Source organism: Microbacterium sp. K27 (genome assembly GCF_004794435.1).
Lineage (GTDB): Bacteria > Actinomycetota > Actinomycetes > Actinomycetales > Microbacteriaceae > Microbacterium > Microbacterium maritypicum_A.
In genome coordinates, this window is the sequence record NZ_SSDK01000038.1 from 89,884 (window position 1) to 108,190 (window position 18,307).

15 protein-coding genes are annotated in these 18,307 nt (G+C 69.5%); 11 read left to right on the top strand and 4 right to left on the bottom strand.

Translation table 11 applies throughout. The annotated features are described in order from the left end of the window. Positions 1-4: 4 nt before the first annotated feature. Entirely contained in the window at positions 5-1,009 is a 1,005-nt protein-coding gene (locus DW307_RS09635) for a magnesium and cobalt transport protein CorA (RefSeq protein ID WP_029258864.1), read from the bottom strand. Positions 1,010-1,467: 458 nt separating this feature from the next. On the opposite strand from DW307_RS09635, the gene DW307_RS09640 reads away from it, so the two are divergent. Together DW307_RS09640 and DW307_RS09645 are read left to right on the top strand one after the other, a co-directional pair. After that, positions 1,468-3,576 (top strand): DUF7927 domain-containing protein, encoded by a 2,109-nt coding sequence (locus DW307_RS09640; protein WP_168441013.1) that lies wholly within the window; start codon positions 1,468-1,470, stop codon positions 3,574-3,576. A gap of 199 nt (positions 3,577-3,775) precedes the next feature. Then, a complete protein-coding gene (locus tag DW307_RS09645; protein ID WP_136024600.1) occupies positions 3,776-4,231 on the top strand; it encodes a hypothetical protein in 456 nt (151 codons plus the stop codon). 138 nt (positions 4,232-4,369) lie between these two features. Here DW307_RS09645 and DW307_RS09650 read toward each other — a convergent pair whose 3' ends face one another. Genes DW307_RS09650 through DW307_RS09660 form a run of 3 tightly spaced genes read right to left on the bottom strand, consistent with a single transcriptional unit; the run spans position 4,370 to position 7,598 of the window. Further along, positions 4,370-5,392, bottom strand: coding sequence for a Gfo/Idh/MocA family protein (locus DW307_RS09650; protein ID WP_136024601.1), 1,023 nt, complete (start codon positions 5,390-5,392; stop codon positions 4,370-4,372). Further along, complete coding sequence (locus DW307_RS09655) at positions 5,389-6,417, bottom strand: Gfo/Idh/MocA family protein (protein ID WP_029258868.1); 1,029 nt, start codon at positions 6,415-6,417, stop codon at positions 5,389-5,391. The genes DW307_RS09650 and DW307_RS09655 overlap by 4 nt, the downstream gene beginning before the upstream one ends. After that, positions 6,414-7,598: an ROK family transcriptional regulator gene (locus DW307_RS09660; protein ID WP_136024602.1), complete on the bottom strand. Its 1,185-nt coding sequence runs from the start codon at positions 7,596-7,598 to the stop codon at positions 6,414-6,416. The genes DW307_RS09655 and DW307_RS09660 overlap by 4 nt, the downstream gene beginning before the upstream one ends. A 189-nt stretch (positions 7,599-7,787) precedes the next feature. Here DW307_RS09660 and DW307_RS09665 point away from each other — a divergent pair, with 189 nt between their 5' ends. The 9 genes from DW307_RS09665 to DW307_RS09705 all read left to right on the top strand — a co-directional run bounded on the left by DW307_RS09665 (position 7,788) and on the right by DW307_RS09705 (position 18,234). Next, on the top strand, positions 7,788-9,029 hold the full coding sequence (locus tag DW307_RS09665) for an ABC transporter substrate-binding protein (RefSeq protein ID WP_136024603.1): 1,242 nt from the start codon (positions 7,788-7,790) through the stop codon (positions 9,027-9,029). Positions 9,030-9,104: 75 nt separating this feature from the next. Beyond that, entirely contained in the window at positions 9,105-10,010 is a 906-nt protein-coding gene (locus tag DW307_RS09670; RefSeq protein WP_136024604.1) for a carbohydrate ABC transporter permease, read from the top strand. Further along, on the top strand, positions 10,007-10,912 hold the full coding sequence (locus tag DW307_RS09675; protein WP_021200219.1) for a carbohydrate ABC transporter permease: 906 nt from the start codon (positions 10,007-10,009) through the stop codon (positions 10,910-10,912). Before DW307_RS09670 ends, DW307_RS09675 begins: the two co-directional genes overlap by 4 nt. 19 nt (positions 10,913-10,931) lie before the next feature. Further along, the gene (locus DW307_RS09680) at positions 10,932-11,966 is read left to right on the top strand and encodes an NAD-dependent epimerase/dehydratase family protein (protein WP_021200220.1); all 1,035 of its coding nucleotides are present in this window, start codon (positions 10,932-10,934) and stop codon (positions 11,964-11,966) included. Then, a complete protein-coding gene (locus DW307_RS09685; RefSeq protein WP_051667878.1) occupies positions 11,966-13,027 on the top strand; it encodes a dihydrodipicolinate synthase family protein in 1,062 nt (353 codons plus the stop codon). Before DW307_RS09680 ends, DW307_RS09685 begins: the two co-directional genes overlap by 1 nt. 32 nt (positions 13,028-13,059) lie before the next feature. Next, the gene (locus DW307_RS09690) at positions 13,060-14,061 is read left to right on the top strand and encodes a hydroxyacid dehydrogenase (protein WP_240750598.1); all 1,002 of its coding nucleotides are present in this window, start codon (positions 13,060-13,062) and stop codon (positions 14,059-14,061) included. Next, a complete protein-coding gene (locus DW307_RS09695; protein WP_136024605.1) occupies positions 14,058-15,032 on the top strand; it encodes a hypothetical protein in 975 nt (324 codons plus the stop codon). The genes DW307_RS09690 and DW307_RS09695 overlap by 4 nt, the downstream gene beginning before the upstream one ends. Then, positions 15,029-15,949, top strand: a complete 921-nt coding sequence (locus DW307_RS09700; protein WP_021200224.1) for a GNAT family N-acetyltransferase — start codon at positions 15,029-15,031, stop codon at positions 15,947-15,949. The genes DW307_RS09695 and DW307_RS09700 overlap by 4 nt, the downstream gene beginning before the upstream one ends. Positions 15,950-16,056: 107 nt before the next feature. Beyond that, positions 16,057-18,234, top strand: a complete 2,178-nt coding sequence (locus DW307_RS09705) for a peptidase C14 (protein ID WP_136024606.1) — start codon at positions 16,057-16,059, stop codon at positions 18,232-18,234. Positions 18,235-18,307: the final 73 nt, after the last annotated feature.

Sequence of the window (18,307 nt, forward strand, 5' to 3'; positions counted from 1 at the left end):
CGGTTCAGAGCCACTTCTTGTACTTGAACACCCCGAACAGGCCGACGGCGAACGCGACCATCGCGCCGATGGCCATCGGGTAGCCGAAGGCCCAGTGCAGCTCGGGCATCACGTCGAAGTTCATCCCGTACACCGTGCCGACCAGCGTCGGGGCGAAGATGATCGCCGCCCAGGAGGAGATCTTCTTGATCTCGTCGTTCTGCGCGAGCCCGGCTTCGGTCTGGCGGCGTGCGACCAGCGCGGAGTGCACGGTGAGCGCGTTCTCGAGGATCGCCCGGAACGAGTCGATCTTCTCGTTGACGCGGATCGTGTGGTCGAGCACGTCGCGCAGCGAACGCTGCAGCTCCTCGTCGATGCGGTACTTCGCCGATCCCCGACGCAGCCACTCCAGCATCCCGTTCAGCGGGTGCACGGCGCGCTGGAAGTTGATGACCTCGCGGGACAGCTCGTAGATGCGGCGGGAGAGCGCGCTGTCGTCGTCGCCGTCGCCGAAGAGCTGGTCCTCGATCTCGTCGATGTCGTTCAGCAGACCCGCCACGATCGGCTCGTAGCCGTCGACGACCTCATCGAGGATCGCGTAGAGCACGGCCTCCGGCCCCATCGCGAGCAGTTCGGGGTTCGCCTCCATGCGGGCGCGCACGGCGGCGAGGTTGGGCGACTCGGCGTGCCGGATCGTCACCACGAAGTCGGGGCCGACGAACAGGTGCAGCTCGCCGAACTCGATCGACTCCTGCTCGTCGCGGTAGCGCGCGGGGCGCAGCACGGCGAACAGGGTGTCGCCGTAGCGCTCCACCTTCGAGCGCTGGTGGCCTGAGAGCGCATCCTCGACGGCGAGGGGATGCAGGTCGAACTCGCGCGCGACGGACGCCACCTCTTCGGGGCTGGGCCGGTACAGGCCGATCCAGGCGATGCCCCCGGCGGCGTCCAGCATCCGGTAGGTCTCGTCCAGGTTCTTGGGGGTCTCCACGCGACGTCCGTGGACGTACACGCCGTTGTCGATGAGCGCCATCATGCGGCTCCGTTCTCGCAGGTGCACGGCAGCAGAGAGCTCCGTGCGCGGGTTCGTCAGGGGGCGGATGACGCCGCCGACGGCTGCGGAGAAGGACGTGCGAAAGCGGACCGGAAGGTCAACGCGCTAGCGCAGGGAGTCGCGACGCAGCGAAGGCGGCGTCGTAACTATCACCGGACATCGCCATCACCGCCTTTCGAGACTCTTCGGGCCGAACGACCCAACACGTCAGCATACTCCTGTCTGCTGTGAGGCTTCCCGGTCGCGCTCCTGCCCCGATCAGAGCAGTATTCTGCTCGCCGAGAGGTGGAGTAGCACGTTACCTGCTAGTAGCATCGGACCTCGAAGCGATGCGGAGAGTCCGGCGTCGCCCCTTTCCGCATCGATCCGTCCGCTCCCGGCGCAGCCTCTTCGTGCGCCCGGTGTGTGCGGACGATGCGCCGCACGAAGGAGACTCCATGTCCGCTGCCCTCAGTCGTCCTCGAGCCCGCGGTCTGCGGGGTGGGATCGCCGCCGTGCTGATGGTGTCGGCCGGGCTCGTCGGGGCCTCCATCGCCACCGCACCCGCCGCTCAGGCGGCGCCGGTCCTGCAGTGCACGGGGTCGACGGTCTACGTCACCAACCAGGGTGCGGGTGACGGCGATCTCTGGCAGATCGATGCGACGACGGGGGCGGCGACCGCGCTGGTCGACCTTCCCGGTGACAACGTCGTCAATCAGCTGGGCATCGCGCCGGGAGGGGGGAACTTCCTGTTCACCAAGGCGGGGACCGTGTACGACTACACGCTCGCGACCGACTCCTTCGACTCCACACCGGCCCAGGTGCTCACGGGCTACTCGGCCGTCGGCGGGGCGGTGAGCCCGACGAGCGGCCTCTACTACTACGGGGGCATCGGCGCCGGCGGCACCGAGTACCAGATCGCCGTCTACGACCCCGTGACGAACACGAATCGAGGCGTCGCCTCGACGATCCGTCTGCCCGACGGCATCGCGCTCACCAACAGCGACTTCGCGTTCGACACCCTCGGTCAGATGTACATCGTGGGCAGCACACCGACCGGTGGTGCGCTGATCCGCGTCGACGGTTCGATCCCCTCGACGGGGTCGAACTCCGCACTCACCTCGTCGCTGCTCACGACGATCGAGCCCGTCGCCGGTGTGACCTATGCCGCCATCGCCTTCGGTGGGACCGGCGAGGTGTACATCGGTGGAGGCGCGGGACCGATCCTCCGGGTGAACGCCACCACCGGGGCATTGGTCGGGAACGTGCCGGTCTCGGGGGCCGTCGCCTCGAACATGACGGACTTCGCGACCTGTGGTGCGCCGCCGACCCTGACGGTGCAGAAGAACGTGGCGGGGCGGGTGCAGCCCACCGATCAGTTCGCCCTCTCGATCACCGGCGGCGGCATCGTGCCGGGACCAGGCAGCATCGGGGTCACCGAGGGGGCTGAGTCCGGGCTGCAGACGCAGTCGCCGGCCGAGACCGCCGGATCGGTGATCGTGCAGCCGAACGCCACCTACGACTTCGGCGAGACCGCCGCGGGAACGACGAATCTCGCGGACTACGGATCCCGCTGGGAGTGCGTCGATGCGCAGGGACCCGCGGGGGCCACGATCGGCTCCGGCACCGGTCCGTCGGGGAGCGTCACGATTCCGCAGATCGCCGGCGTCGCCGTGGTCTGCACCGTGTTCAACGACCCGCTCGTGCCCGGGATGAGCCTCGACAAGAGGGTCACCGGAGTCGTCGACGCCAATGGAAACGGCTACGACGATGTGGGCGACCGGATCACGTGGGAGTTCGAACTCACCAACACCGGCGAGACTCCGCTCGCGGGACTCACGATCGACGACGACAGGCTCGCTGCTGCAGGTATCGGCATCACCTGCGATCCGGACGCGCTCGCCCCGGCGGAGTCGGTGGTGTGCACGGCGGACCGGCCCTATACGATCACGCCGGCCGATCTCGCCGCGGGCGCGGTGGTCAACACGGCGACGGGGACAGGCACGCCCCCGGGTAAGCCCCCTGTCATCACCCCTCCGGACACCACGGAGACACCGGTCGGCGGCTACATCGTGACCAAGGAGTCGGACCCCAGGTCTGGCAGCTCGGTGGCGGCGGGTTCCGTCATCGCCTACACGCTCACGGTGACCCAACGCGGTCTGGCGTCCGTTCCCGGAGCGGTGCTCGAGGATGATCTCGCCGAGGTGCTGGACGACGCCGCCTACAACGGTGATGCCTCCGCTTCTGCCGGTGCCGCATCCTTCGACGCGGCCGCGGGGACGCTCTCGTGGAGAGGCGACCTGGCAGTGGGCGACGTGGTCACGATCACGTATTCGGTGACCGTGGGAACGCGCGGCGACGGTGACCTGGTCAACACGGTCACCAGCCCGGGGTGCAGCACCGCCTGCACGACCACGCACGACCGGGTCCCGCCCCCCGCTGCCGGCCTTGCGACCACGGGAGGCGGAGTCGCGATCGGCGGCATCGTGGGCGCCGTGCTGGTCATCGCCGTCGGTGCAGGGCTCGTCCTCCGCGGGCGCCGCGGGGCTCGCCACGACGTGAGCTGATCTGAACGGACACGTGAGCTGACGCGGACCGAGGCGGGAGCGTCGAGGAAGGCCGGTCGGGAGCGCTCCGACCGGCCGTTCGCTCGCGGCCTCGGCAGATGCATAGTCCGGTTCAGGGATGATCGCGTAACACGTTACGCATCACGCTCAGTGAGTGTCCATCCGGATGATGCGAACGTCGAGGACCGGAGGTCATCTCATGAAGACGAAGACAGCAGCAGCTCTCGGTGGACTGGTTCTGGCTGCGGGTCTGCTTGCCGCGTGCACCAGTTCCTCGGGTGCACCCGCAGGGTCGCCCACGGGGGCACCGACGAGCACGTCGGCGAGCACCCTCAGCACTGCGGAGCTCGCCATGTGCACGGCTCTCAAGAAGGTCGCCGCCGACGTGGTGCCTGATCTCGAGAGGGCTTCCGAACTCGTCAAGTCCGACCCCGCAGCTGCGGCTTCGCTGGTCGACAAGATCCGTGAGGCGTTCATCAGCGGACAAGAGGATGTCGACTCCGGTCTGACTCCCGACTACGCGACAGCCATGGACGGGTACGCAGTGGATATCAGGGCGCTGCCGGCCGGGTCGGATGCGACGAAGATATCCCAGGAGCTTGCGGAGCGCGGGACCGCGTTCGCCTCCGACGTCGCCTACTTCTGCAAGGAGTAGACGACGCCAGACGGAGTGCTGTCGCACGCCGGGACCTGCACGATCAACCGTGACCAGGTTCACGAGCTCACCGCTCGGTTCGGGTGAGCTCGTGACGGCTGTGTCCGCGGCTCTGGTTATCGTCCGTCGCGAGGCGCGTCAGAGGGCGACGACCGCGCCGCCGCGGGCGGCGGAGGCTTGCGCGGCCGTGGCGATCTCGACCGTGCGGATGCCCACGCCGGCGTCGGGCTGCGGTTGGCGCCCCTCGCGCACGGCGCGCACGAACTCGTCGAGCAGCAGCGCGTCGAGGTCGGCGCCGACCGGGCTCCAGGTCTCGCCGTGCGCATCGTGCCCGGCGACCCCCTTGGCGAAGGGACTGACCGTGACCGTGCCGCGCTCGGCGACGACCTGCAGGGTGAGTCCACCCCAGGTGGCCGAGCTCATCGGCCAGCTCCAGGAGCAGTCGATCGTGGCGATGACCCCGCTCGGGTACCGGATGGTCACGAGTCCGCCGGTCTCGACGTCGAGTTCGCTCTGCGCGTGCAGGATGCTGTTGGACACGGCGCGGACCGACTGGGCGCGCTCACCCAGCAGTTCGTCGAGCAGGTCGGCGCAGTGCACGACGTGGTCGACCAGTGCGCCGCCTCCGGCCAGCTCCGGATCGGTGAACCAGGCACGATCCTGCGGCAGCTTGCCGTTGTTGATGCCGGTGACGCCGAGGACCGTGCCGAGACGGCCGCTGCGCAGTTCGGCGATCGCCTCGCGCACGCTCGGCGCGAACCGCACCGGGTAGGCGACCATCAGGATCACGCCGGCGCGGTCGCACGCCTCGCGCATCGCGATCGCGTCGGCGACCGTCGTGGCCAGAGGCTTCTCACAGAGCACGTGCACCCCGGCCGCGGCCGCGCGCTCGACGAGGGCACGATGCCGGGAGTTCTCGGCGGCGATCACGACCGCATCCGGTTTCCAGGCGAAGGCGTCGTCGTAGGTCTCGACGTAGGCGACGCCCAGCTCGGACGCGAGGTCTGCGCCGCGAGGGGCGTCGTCGGGAGCCGAAGCGCCGTCGGGGTCGGCCGCGATCAGCTCCACTCCCGGCATCGTCTGCAGCGCGTGCACATAACTGAGGGCATGCGTGTGCGCGAACGAGAGCACGGCGATGCGCAGCGGGGCGGAAGCGGTCATCGGGCGGCCTCCTCGGCATCGGGCGCGAAATGTTCAGGAGCGCGGTGTTCGGACAGCGCCACGGGGGCGCCGGAAGCGATCGACGCGTATGCGGCCTCGGCGACGGCGACCGCCTCGATGCCGTCCGCAGGGCTGACCCTCGCCTCCCGCCCCTCGCGCAGCGCGGCGACGAAGTCGGCGATCTCGGCGTAGTACGGACTCTCCTGCGGAGACATCGGCGGCAGGTAGTCGGCGTCGCCCGCGGGGAGCACGGCGTCGGTGCGCAGCGCATGGTCCTCGGCGCTGTCGTAGCGGAGGCGCCCCTCGGAGCCCGACACCTCGACGCTCGTGCGGAACGGCATGCCCGGAGCGACCCAGCTGCCGTGGATGTGGCTGATGACGCCGCTGCGGTGCGTGAGCACCACGTGCGACGTGACGGGGGCGGGAACGCGGTCGTCGATCGTCGGCGGGTTCTGCACTGCGTAGACGCTCGCGACGGGACCGGCGAACCAGACGGCCTGGTCGATGTCGTGGATCATCAGGTCGCGGATGACGCCCCCGCCCGCGCGTTCGGAGAAGAACCACGGCGTCTGCGGGGCGGAGCCGGCACGGCTGAACCGCTGCACGGCGAGCGTGCCGATGCGACCGGCGTCGATGCCGGCCTTGATCTGGGCGTATTCGCCCATGTACCGCACGACGTGGGCCGGGAAGAGCCGTACCCCGGCCTCTTCGGCGGATCGGGCCACGGTCGCCGCGGCTTCGGCCGTCGCCGCGAGCGGCTTCTCGCAGATCACGTCGAGTCCCCGGGCGATGGCGCGCTGCGCGAAGTCGGCGTGGGTGCTGCTGGGGGTCACGATGTCGACGATGTCGACCAGCCCGATGAGGGTGTCGACGTCGGGCACGAGCTCGAATCCGTACTCCTCGGCGATCTCCTCCGCTCCGACGAGAGAGGTGACGTACCCCTCCGCCCCGAGCGCCCGCCAGGCGTCGGCATGCACGCGGGAGATGCCGCCCGCGCCGATGAGTCCGACCTTCAACGTGCTCACTGCTTCTCCTCGGTTGTGTCGATGACGGTGTCTTCCGCCCCCGCCGGTTCGAGCGGCCGCGGGGTGATGGGCGGCGCCGGCATGTCCTCGATGCCGTAGATCTCGGCGGCGTGCCGTTGGAACGCATGCACGACGGCTCCGTGCGCGGCGGCTTCGGCGCCCAGCCGTGCTTCGGCGATCGGCACCTGGAAGGGCAGGCCCAGGTGGCCGGGCAGGGCCGCCCGGAGCGGATCGAGCAGCTGCTCGTGCGCGGCGGAGAGCCCGCCGCCGATCACGATCATGGCGGGGTCGACCGTCATGGTCAGGGTGGCGATGCCGTGCGCGAGCTCGTCGATGAAGGCGTCGAGCTCCTGCTGTGCGGCGTGATCGCCCCCGCGGGCCAGAGCGAACACCTCGGCGGCGGTCGGGGCGGTGCGCCACGTGATCTGGCCCGTCTCGGTGTTCAGCCCGCGGAAGGCGAGGCGGCCGATGTCGCCCGCGGCGTTGTGGATGCCGCGGCGCGGTCGTCCGCCGAGGATCAGTCCCATCGCGATCCGGTTGCCGACGGACAGGTAGATCACGTCGTCGACGAGTTGCGCGACCCCGAGATGGTGCTCGGCGACGGCCGCGAGCCGCACCCCGTTGTCGACCGCGACGGGGCAGCCGAACGCGTGCCGGAGCTGCGAGCCGATGTCGATGCCCGACCATTCGGGGATCACGACCGAGGTGGTCACGCGTCCCGCATCGTCGACGATGCCGGGGAGCGAGACCCCGACCGCTCGTACCTTCGATGCGGGGATCGACACGACCGAGAGGGTGCGGCGCACGTCGTCGATCACGGCCGCGAGCTTGGCTGCGCCGTCGAGCTGCTCGGCCACACCGGAGTAGCTGCGCTGCGCGATCACGACCCCTGACAGATCGGCGAGCACGACGCGAACGCTCGCGACACCGATGTCGACGCCCACGACGGTCCCGGCGGCACCGTGGAACGAATAGCGACGGGCGGGGCGACCGGCACCGCCGCCGTTCTGGGCGGGGGCGTCGACGATCAGGCCCGAGTCGGCCAGCACGGTCACCGCGTTCTCGACCGACGTGCGCGAGATCTCGAGCGAGCGGGACAGATCGTTCACGGTCGCGGGCCCTGAGTCGCGCAGCTGCAGAGCGGATCGCGCGACGATCGAGAGCGGGCTGTTCACGGCCATGTGCGGTCCCTTCCTCATCTCCGTCGTCGGGTGCGATCAAATTAGCACACCCAATTCTCAGATCAAGCTTTGATGTTCTCGAACGGGAAACACGGCGGAAACATGGCTCTGAGAACTTGTACTTGACGAATTATCCCATTGCAGTGTCATAATGAACCGTACTCAGCACGGTATAAGCAAAGGAGCACCATGCGCGTCAGCAAGATCACCGGCGTCGTCGCGGGAATCGCGGCCTCCACCCTGTTGGCCGGATGTTCGGCCGGCGGAGGCAACACCGCAGAGGGAGAGCAGGACATCACCGTCTGGCTCTACCCGGTCATCGCCGACGAGGCGGTGCACAAGGACTTCTGGGACTCGACGATCGCCGACTTCGAGAAGCAGAACGAGAACATCAACGTGAAGTACGAGATCTTCCCGTGGGCGAACCGCGACGAGGCTCTCCAGACCGCGATCGCGGCAGGCAAGGGGCCCGACGTGGTCTACCTGATCCCCGATCAGCTCGCGGCGTACCAGAAGTCGATCGCCCCGCTCAACGACCTGCTGAGCGCGGAGCGTCAGGACGACCTGCTGCCCAACGTGAAGAAGTCGGTCACGCTCGACGGCGACATCCTCGGAGCCCCGATCCTCACCAGCGCGCAGCCGCTCATCTGCAACGCCGCCGCGTTCGAGGCCGCGGGCGTCACCGAGTACCCCGAGACCTGGGACGACGTCACCGCGATGGCCCCCCGGTTCACCGAGAAGGGCATGTACGCCCTGAACTACCCGGCATCCGCGGAGAACACCCTCAACCTCACCTACTACCCGCTGCTGTGGCAGGCCGGTGGCGAGGTCTACACGAAGGACGGCGACGTCGGCTTCGACAGCAAGGAAGGCGTGCAGGCGCTCACCTTCCTCACCGACCTGGCCGAGGCGGGTGCTCTCGACCCCGAGGCGCTCACCACCAACGTCCCGCTCGAGCAGACCGCCGTCGCCCAGGGCAAGGTCGCGTGCACGTGGAACAACGCGGTCAACGAGGTCGTGCCCTTCTGGGGCGAGGAGAACGTCAAGGTCATGGCGCCGCTGACCGAGAAGGAGTCCGTGGCCTACGGCACGGTCGGATCGCTCTCGGTGCTCAAGGGCTCCAAGGCGCAGGACGCGGCGGCGAAGTTCGTCGAGTACGCCACCGGCGCCGACGTCGTCGAGCCGTACCTCAAGGCCGCCGGCTACTTCTCCGCACTCAGCACCACCGAGCCGCTGTACGCGGACGACCCGCTGCTCGGCGAGGTCGAGAAGTATGTTCCCGACACCACGGTCGGCGAGCTCAACGCCTCGTCCCGTGCGCTGATGGGCGTGCTCGCCCCGGAGATCCAGGCAGCGCTCCTCGGCGACAAGTCGCCGGAGGACGCATTGAAGGATGCCGCGACCGCCGCGGCGCCGCTGGTCAAGAAGTAACACCTCGGGGGCGTGCGGAGCCCGAACCCCGCACGCCCCCGCACCCCTTCACTCCCCCCACGTGAGGTACCACTGATGACGACGGCAACCACGGCGAAGAAGCCCGCAGGGCGGGTCACGCGGGTGCTCGCACGACGAGAGGCGCGGATCGCGTTCCTGTTCGTGCTCCCCGCCTTCCTCCTGTTCATCGCCTTCCGCTTCGGCCCGAGCATCGCCGGAGTCGCGCTGAGCTTCTTCGACTACGACATCACCGGTGAGATCTCGTGGCGGGGTCTCGACCACTTCCAGCGCATGATCGCCGACCCGCTGTTCTGGCGGGCGATGGGCACCACGCTCATCTACACGGTGTGCGCCGTGCCGATCGCGCTGGTGCTCTCGACCGTGATGGCCCTCGGCGTGCGTCAGGCCTTCCGCGGCGCACGCTTCTTCCGCTCGATCTTCTTCCTCCCCGTCATCACCTCGCTCGTGCTGGCCGGGTCGATCTTCGTCTGGATCTTCTCCGCGAACGGACCCTGGTCGGCGCTGATGGCGCCCCTCGGTCTCGGCGGATCCTGGCTCGGCAGCACCGTCCTGGTGATCCCCGCGATCGTCGTCGTCGGCGTCTGGTCGCGATTCGGCTACGGGATGATGATCCTCATCGCCGCGCTGCAGGACGTGCCGCGCGAGCTCGAAGAGGCGGCGCTGATGGACGGCGCCAACGCCTGGCAGCGCTTCCGCTACGTGATCCTCCCGGTGCTGCGGCCGACGTTCTTCTTCCTGGCGGTGATCGAGACGACCGCCGCGTTCCAGGTGTTCGACGTCATCTACGTGATGACCCAGGGCGGGCCGGCGAACGCCAGCTACTCGCTCGTCTACATGCTCTACGACCAGGGCTTCCGCTACTTCGACTACGGCTACGCGGCCGCGATCGGTGTGGCCCTGTTCGTCATGACCCTCGTCGTCGCGCTCATCCAGCGCCTGGTGATCGGAAAGCAGAAATGACCGCTCTGTTGCAGCCGCCGACCCAGACCCCGGCGACGCCGCCGAAGACGTCGACGAAGCAGCGCCGCGCCTACCGCGCGCTGCAGCCCACCGGCTGGGGGATCGTGGGGCGATGGATCTGGCTGAGCCTGGCCGGCATCCTCAGCTTCTTCCCCTTCTACGCGATGGTCGTGCTGAGCCTGAAGCCCGGCATGGTCGTCGAGCTCCCGGGTTCCCTGCTGCCTTTCCAGGACATCTCGTTCGACGCCTACGAGCAGGTGCTCGCCGGGCAGAACATCCTCGGCTGGCTCGGCAACACCCTCATCTACTCGCTCGTCTCGGTCGTCGCGGTGCTTTTCCTCTCGGCGCTCGCCGGCTACGCGTTCGCCAAGAAGCGCTTCCGCGGCAAGGAGGTGATGTTCTGGTCGTTCCTCGCGATGGTGATGGTGCCGTTCCATGTCACCCTCATCCCGACGTTCATCCTGATGGCGAACCTCGGTGGCGTCGACACGTACTGGGGCCTGATCCTGCCGTCGCTCGCGAACGCACAGGCCGTGTTCCTGATGCGGCAGTTCATCCAGGGGCTGCCGGACGAGCTGTTCGAGGCCGCACGCATCGACGGCGCCGGGGAGTTCCGCATCTTCCTGCGGATCGTGCTGCCGCTGTGCAAGCCGATCCTGGCGACGCTCGGCATCTTCGTCTTCCTGTGGCACTGGAACGACTTCCTGTGGCCGCTCATCATCGCGAAGTCCAACGCGATGTTCACACTCACCGTCGGCATCTCGTCGCTGCAGCAGCAGAACGTGCCGCTGAGCACCATGCTCGCCGGATCCGTCGTGGCACTGCTGCCCATCTTCCTCGCGTACCTCATCGCTCAGCGGTACGTGCAGGAGGGCGTGGCCGGTACGGGCATCAAGGGCTGAGAAGAAGGGAAAGCACCACATGACTCAGCACCAGTTCACTTCCGAGGCGGAACTCGAGGAGGCGCTCGCGACACCGAGCGCCGCGCTGATCGCCGATCTCGCACGCGGTGCGGGCGACCTCGTGATCCTCGGCGCCGGCGGCAAGATGGGTCCGACCCTGGCGATGCTCGCGCGCCGCGGGATGGATGCCGCCGGACGCCAGGGCGACACGGTCTACGCCGTCTCCCGCTTCGGAGACGCCGCGATCCGCGAGCGCCTGGAGAGCGCCGGGGTGAAGGTCGTCCCGTTCGACCTGATCGAGAACGACGACTTCGCATCCCTCCCGGATGCCCCGAACGTGGTGTTCATGGTCGGTGCGAAGTTCGGCGCCGCGACCAACGCGTCGTGGGCGTGGGAAGTCAACGCCGCGCTGCCCGACCGCGTCGCCCGCCGCTACCGCGACAGCGCGATCTCGGTGCTCTCGACCGGCAACGTCTACCCGTTCCTTCCTGCGGCTTCGGGTGGAGCGTCTGAAGAGGTGCAGCCCGCACCCATCGGCGAGTATGCGCAGTCGTGCCTGGGACGTGAGCGCGTCTTCGAGTTCGGGGCGCAGGAGCGCGGCACCAGGGTCGCGATCATCCGCCTGAACTACGCCGTCGACCTGCGCTACGGCGTGCTCGCCGACATCGGCAGCGCCGTGCATGCGGGACAGCCCGTGTCGGTCGCCACCGCCAACGTCAACGTGATCTGGCAGGGTTACGCGAACGAGGTCGTGCTGCGCAGCCTCGTGCACGCCTCGACCGACCCCTTCACGATCAACCTCACCGGCCCGGAGCTGCTGAGCGTGGAATCGATCGCCCGTCGCTTCGGCACCCTGTTCGACCGCGAGGTCGAGATCGTCGACGAGCCGCAGCCCACTGCGCTGCTCAGCGACGCCCGCCGGTGCATGGCGCTGTTCGGATACCCGGCGGTCTCCGCCGAGACCCTGATCGGCCTCCAGGCCGACTGGATCGAGAAGGAGCTGCCGATGATCGCCAAGCCGACCAAGTGGGCCGTGCGGGACGGGAAGTTCTGATGACCGTTCCCCCTCTGCGCCCGGAGGCCGCGGCGACCCTCGCCCGTGGCGCCGTGATCCCGGCGCATCCGCTCGCCCTCACCGCCGAGCGACGCATCGACGAACGCCGTCAGCGCGCGCTCACCCGCTACTACCTCGACGCCGGGGCCGGAGGCATCGCGGTCGGGGTGCACACGACCCAGTTCGAGATCCGCGATCCGGAGCACGCCCTGTTCGAACCGGTCCTCGCGCTCGCCGCGGAGGAGCTGGATGCCCGCGCGGATGCCGACGTGGTGCGCATCGCCGGTGTCGCCGGTGGCACGACCCAGGCGGTCGCCGAAGCGGAGCTCGCCCGCGACCTGGGCTACGACGCCGTGCTCGTGAGCCCTCGCGTCGCCGGTGCCGACGAGCGGGCTCTGCTCGAACGCGCCCGCGCGGTGGGCGAGGTGCTGCCGGTGGTCGGCTTCTACCTGCAGACGGCGATCGGTGGACCTGTGCTCGATCGCGACTTCTGGCGCGAGTTCGCCTCGATCCCGGCCGTCGTCGCCGTCAAGGCCGCTCCCTTCGACCGCTACCGCACGCTGGAGCTGGTGCGCGGGGTCGCCGCCTCCGGCCGTGCCGACGAGATCGCTCTCTACACCGGCAACGACGACGCGATCGTGGCCGACCTGCTCTCCGAGTTCCACGTGGATTCGCCGACCGGTCCGCGCACCCTGCGGTTCGTCGGTGGGCTGCTCGGCCAGTGGGCCGTGGGCACACGTGCCGCCGTCTCGCTGCTCGAACGCGCACAGCGGGCGATGGGGGGAGACGAGGACGCCTACCGCGAGCTGGGCCTCATCGCCTCCGACATGGTCGACGTGAACCAGGCGGTGTTCGATCCGGGCAACGATTTCCACGGCGTCATCGCCGGCGTGCATGAGATGCTCCGCCAGCAGGGGCTGCTCGATGGCACCTGGTGCCTCGACCCCGCCGAGGGTCTCTCGCCGGGGCAGGCGGAGGAGATCGCGCGGGTGCGTCTCGCGTATCCCGATCTGAACGACGACGCCTTCATCGCCGAGAACCTCGAGACCTGGTTGAGGTGAGTGTTGCGGTGAGTGTCGAGATGAGCGTGGGCATGAGTGCGCCGACCGTGGTCGCGGTCGTCTCGGAGGAGCTCTTCACGGAGTTCTTCTCCGACGCGGATGCCGAACGCCTCCGTGCGGTCGCCGCGGGTCTGGGCGGCGGGTTCGCACGGGTCGATCGACTCGCAGAGGCAGAGCTCGGCGCCGCACGCGTCGTGATCACGAGCTGGGGCGTCGGCCCCTTCGACGCGGCAGTGCTCGCGGCGCTGCCGAAGCTCGAGCTGATCGCACACACCGGTGCGACGATCAAGCCCTTCGCGACCGATGAGCTGTTCGACCGCGGTGTCGTCGTGACCCAGGCGGGTGCGGGCATGGCGCGGCCGGTCGCCGAGGTGTCGCTCACCTTCACGCTCGCCCTGCTGCACCGGGTGCCCGAGATGCACAACGCCCTGCGCGCCGGCGACGGCTGGTACGACGCGGATGCCGTGGGCGTGCAGCGCGAGATCCTCGGCACCCCCATCGCGGTGATCGGGGCGTCCCGCACCGGGCGGGCCTACCTCGAACTGATCCGGGTGCTCGGCGCCGAGCCGCTGCTGGTCGACCCGACCATCGATGCGGAGGCGGCCACCGCTCTCGGAGCCGCACTCGTCCCGCTCGACGAGGCACTCCAGCGTGCCCGGATCGTCGCGGTGCACGCCCCCACCCTGCCCGAGACCCACCACCTGATCGGTCGGCGGGAACTCGCGCTGATGCCCCACGGCGCGGGGCTCGTGAACACCGCGCGCTCCTGGATCGTCGATGAGGCGGCGCTGATCGACGAGCTGCAGCGGGGACGGCTGGGCGCCGCGATCGACGTGTTCGACGAGGAGCCGCTCGCCGCGGACAGCCCGTTCCGCGCGCTTCCCGGAGTGCTGGTCACCCCGCACCGCGCCGCCGGGACGACCCAGGGGCGACGGCGTCAGGGGCGGATCGTCGCCGACGAGGTCGAGGCCTTCGCCGCGGGGCGTCCCCTCGCGCACGCCGTCTCCCGCGACCAGCTGTCGTCGATGGCATGACCGGCACGCCGCTGCGTGTGGCCTTCGCCGGACTCGCGCACTCGCACCCCTACAGCGACGCGGCGAACGTTCGCGCGCTCGGTGCCGAAGTCGTCGGGGTGCACGATGCGGATGCGGGGGCGGCCGAGGAGTTCGCCCTGCGTTTCGGTGGCGCGGTGGTGGCCTCGGTCGATCTGCTGACGGCGCTGCGTCCCGACCTGGTCATCGCGACACCGCGCCCGCACGATGTCCGGGGCTTTCTGCACCTGCTCGGCAGCCGAGACGCTCCGGTGTTCGTGAACAAGGTGATCGCCCCCACCGGGGCTCGACTCGCCGAGATCGACCGCGTGCTGACGGCATCGTCGGCCCCCGTCGGCACGAGCTCCGTCCTGCGCTTCGCTCCGGCGCTCGTCGCGCTGGCCGGGCAGATCGGGGGCGAGGATGTGCTCGCGCTCCGCGTGCACGCACAGCACGACAATGCCGCCTTCCAACTGCCGGACCGGGCGTGGCAGGACGACCCGCGGCGCGGTGGCGGTACGGCCGTGACGGTCGGGGTGCACGCCTGGGAGATGGTCGATGTGCTGCTGCCCGGGGCGGCTCTCGTCTCGGGGTCCGGCTGGACGCGCACGCGCCCCGGATCGACGAGCGCGTCGGAGGATGCTGCGGGCATCGAGGGTCTGCTGCGGGTTCCCGGCGCGGAGCGCGAAGTGCCGGTGCAGGTGCTCGTCACGGGGACGCCGGGCGCGGATGCGTACGGAGCGGAGGTGGTGACGGCCGCCGGCATCCGTTCGGTCTCGCTCGACGTGGACGGCGATCAGGACGCGGGGGGCGATCAGGGTGAGGGGCCGAACGAGACGCTGGGGTTCCGTGACCTGATCCACGCGTTGCTCGATGCGGCACCGCGCGGGGCGACCGTGGCTCCCTGGGGCGAGTCGCGGGTGGTCGTGGCGAACACGATCCGCGCGGCCGAGATCGCCCGGAGCGACGCATGAGTGCACCGATCATCCGTGCGGCTCGGGCCGAGGATCAGACCGCGCTCACCGCGCTGTGGGCGCAGGCGTTCACGCCGCCGCTCGCCCCCGACCAGTGGCTCATCGATCAGGAGCGGCTCGCGCACACACTCGTCGCCGAGGACGATGACGGCCTGTGCGGTTCGATCTACGGTCTGCCCAAGCAGCTGCGCGAGTCCGATGGCGTCGCCGAGGTGCACGCGATCGGCAGCGTCGCGGTGGCCGAGCGGGCGCGAGGACAGGGCCTCGCCCGTCGACTCGTGGCGGCGACCCTGCAGACGGGCGGCGACGCCGACTGGGCATTGCTGTTCACCGGCACCCCGGAGGTGTATCGGTCCAGCGGCTTCGACACCTTCTCCATGGCGCGCACTCTGGCCGGCTCCTGGACGGCACCCGTGTCGGCCGGGACCGATGCGCGAGTCGAGCGCGCGACCGTCGGACTCGGGAGCTTCCGCCCGCTGTGCGAGGTCTACGAGTGCTCACGTGCGGGCAGGGTCGTGCTCGCCCCGGTGCGTGGTGACCGCGACAGGGCGATGGCGGAGGTGCGGATGCGGGGTGCGACGCTGTACTGCCGGACCGAGGGGTCGACGGTGCTCGGCTACGCGGTCGCCGAGCGTCGCGGCGGGATCGGCACGCTCCTGGAGAGCGCTGTGCTCCCGGGAATGGACGGCGACGAGGTGCGCGATGAGCTGCTCTCCGCCATCGCCGTCGACTGGCACTCCGCCGGGGTGACATCGTGCGAGCTCGCCGTTCCCGCCCTGCCGGAGGAGGATCGCGCGCTCCGCGCCTTTGCGCCCGAGGCTGTGCGGCAGGACGACCGCACCGGGATGATCCGTGCGCTGCGGCGTGCGCCGCGGCTCGACGGCATCCGCCATTTCACGGCGGGCGACTACTTCTGAGCGCCTCGCTCGGAGAAGCGCTGGGGACGGGGGATCGATCGGATGATGCGGCCCGGCCGAAGGACCGGACGCCTGACCGCGGCGATGACGCCGCAAGGAGGATGAGCATGACCCAGAAGATGAGCACGACCCAGAAGGAGACGGCCGCTCTCGAGAGCCCGACCGCGACCCTGCGCAGCAGGCGCATGCTGCTCGCCGGCTTCGGTGCGGCGGCGATCGGAGGCGTGGCGGCCGTCAGCGCGCAGACTCCGGCGCAGGCTGCCGGCCCGATCGTGACGCAGGGAGATTCGGGATCGTCGTCGGTGGCGAACGGCGGCACGGCGACCACGCTCGTGAAGCGCAAGGGCAAGGACGGTGATCTGGTCCGCACGACCGGTTACGCCGCAGCCGGCGACGGGGGTGCCGGGCTGTACCGCTTCGTGAAGAAGGACGCTCCGGCGGCCAACGGCGGCACCGTGCTGGCGGCCCCGAAGGGCGGAGCGTGGCTGCTCGTGCACGGCGGGGTCGTGGACTTCCGGATGTTCGGGATCATGGATGCGAGCGTGAACGCCGACGACGCCCTCGACGCCATGGTGAACGACGCGAGCATCCACCGCATCGAGGGGCACAGCCCCCTCAACTTCGTGCGCCGCCACACGTTCTCACGGTCGAACATCGCCTTCGACTTCGGGGGACACCTCATGACCACGGTCGGCATCGAGAACGCCGGCAAAGACGATCCGTTCGCGGCGGTCATGTTCTTCCGCGGCGAGGTGACCGATGCGGTGCAGGAGGCGAAGCTCGGCGAGGTGGTGCCGGATCTCGGCGACATCTTCCCGGTCGCCGATTCGTCGTTCTTCGCTGTCGGCGAGTGGTACGCGGCAGAGGTGAACGCGCTGTCGGGTCGTTGGGAGCGCGAGCTGCAGCGCATGGTGCAGGTCACGCAGATCGTGGACGGCACGCACATCCGCATCAACTACAAGAACGGCTGGCCGCTGGGCAAGGACCGCACGATGACCTGGCGCCGGGTCGTGCCGGTGCAGGACGTGACGGTGTCGAACCTGAAGTTCCTCGGCACCGGTACCGACGAGTACACGGGATCGCACCCGCTGGCGTTCGAGTACGCGGTGCGCTGCGACGTCGACCACATCGACGGCACGGGGACCTTCTGGCCGCTCATCCAGCGCCGGTGGAACACCTACTATTCGACCGTGAGCTGCACGCTCAAGAACCCGACCTCGGTCACCTGGGGAGGGGCCGGCTACCTGACGCAGCAGATCTACTGCCTCTACGGATACGTCGCCAACTGCCACACCGCGAACGCCCGGCACCTGAACGACTTCACCGCGAGCGCCTACTGCCTGGTCGAGAACTGCCACGGCGACGGTGACGACCAGGGTCCGTTCGTCACCCACGGGCAGTACGAGCACGACCTCACGTACACCGGCAATTCCGGTCTCATGACGTTCGCGAACTCCGGTGCGGCCTGGGGCTCGGCGGCCAAGCGCATCACGGTGCGCAAGCACGTGTGCTCGTGGTTCGTCGCCCGTGTGCGCATCACCGACCTCACGCTCGAAGACGTGCAGGTGATCGGCAAGCCCTCGCTCGCCGGCTCCGGCATGCTGTGGATCAACGCCGACGGCGCGCAGCTGCGCGGGTGCACGGCATCCGACACCCTCGTGATCACGCAGGCGTCCGACAATTCCGCACGGCCGACGGTGATCGCCGACTCGCACTTCACGTTCGTCGCGCCGGGAGAACTCACCAACGCCACGGTGAAGACACCCGTCACGTTCGTCGACACGGTGCTCGACCGGGTCGGCGGCATGAAGATCGCGGGAGCCGGAGCGGTCACGTTCCGGGGATCGACGCTCACGGCGGCTGACGATGCCGCGCCGATCGCCTCGTCGTCGGAGCGTCTGCGGTTCGAGGGATCGACACTCCGCAACGCCCGTATCGCCGCGGCCAGAGGAGAGCGGCAGGCCGTGGAGATCGCGGGATCGGACGTGGCGGTCAAGGGCGGCACCGGCGTCTCCCGGACCGGCGACGGCGAGCTGCATCTGACGCTCTCCGACAGCACCTTCCGCGCGGAGGGGGCGGCGACGCACGTCGCGGTCACGAAGGGCGCGACTCACTACCGCGCGGTCGGCAACCGCTTCGAGGGCGGGGCGCTGGAGCTGGCGGATGCCGCGTTCGGCGCCTCGTCCACGTTGGTGCACACCGGCAACGTCGAGTCGGGCGTCACGCGCACGGCCTTCCCCGCCGAGGGCCCGCGCGTCGTCGACACGGCGAACCTCAGGGTCTGAGCCGGGCGCGCTTCCTGGCGCGAGTGCAGCGGATGCCGCCGAGCGCACGGGATGCTGCCGAGTGCACGGCTTC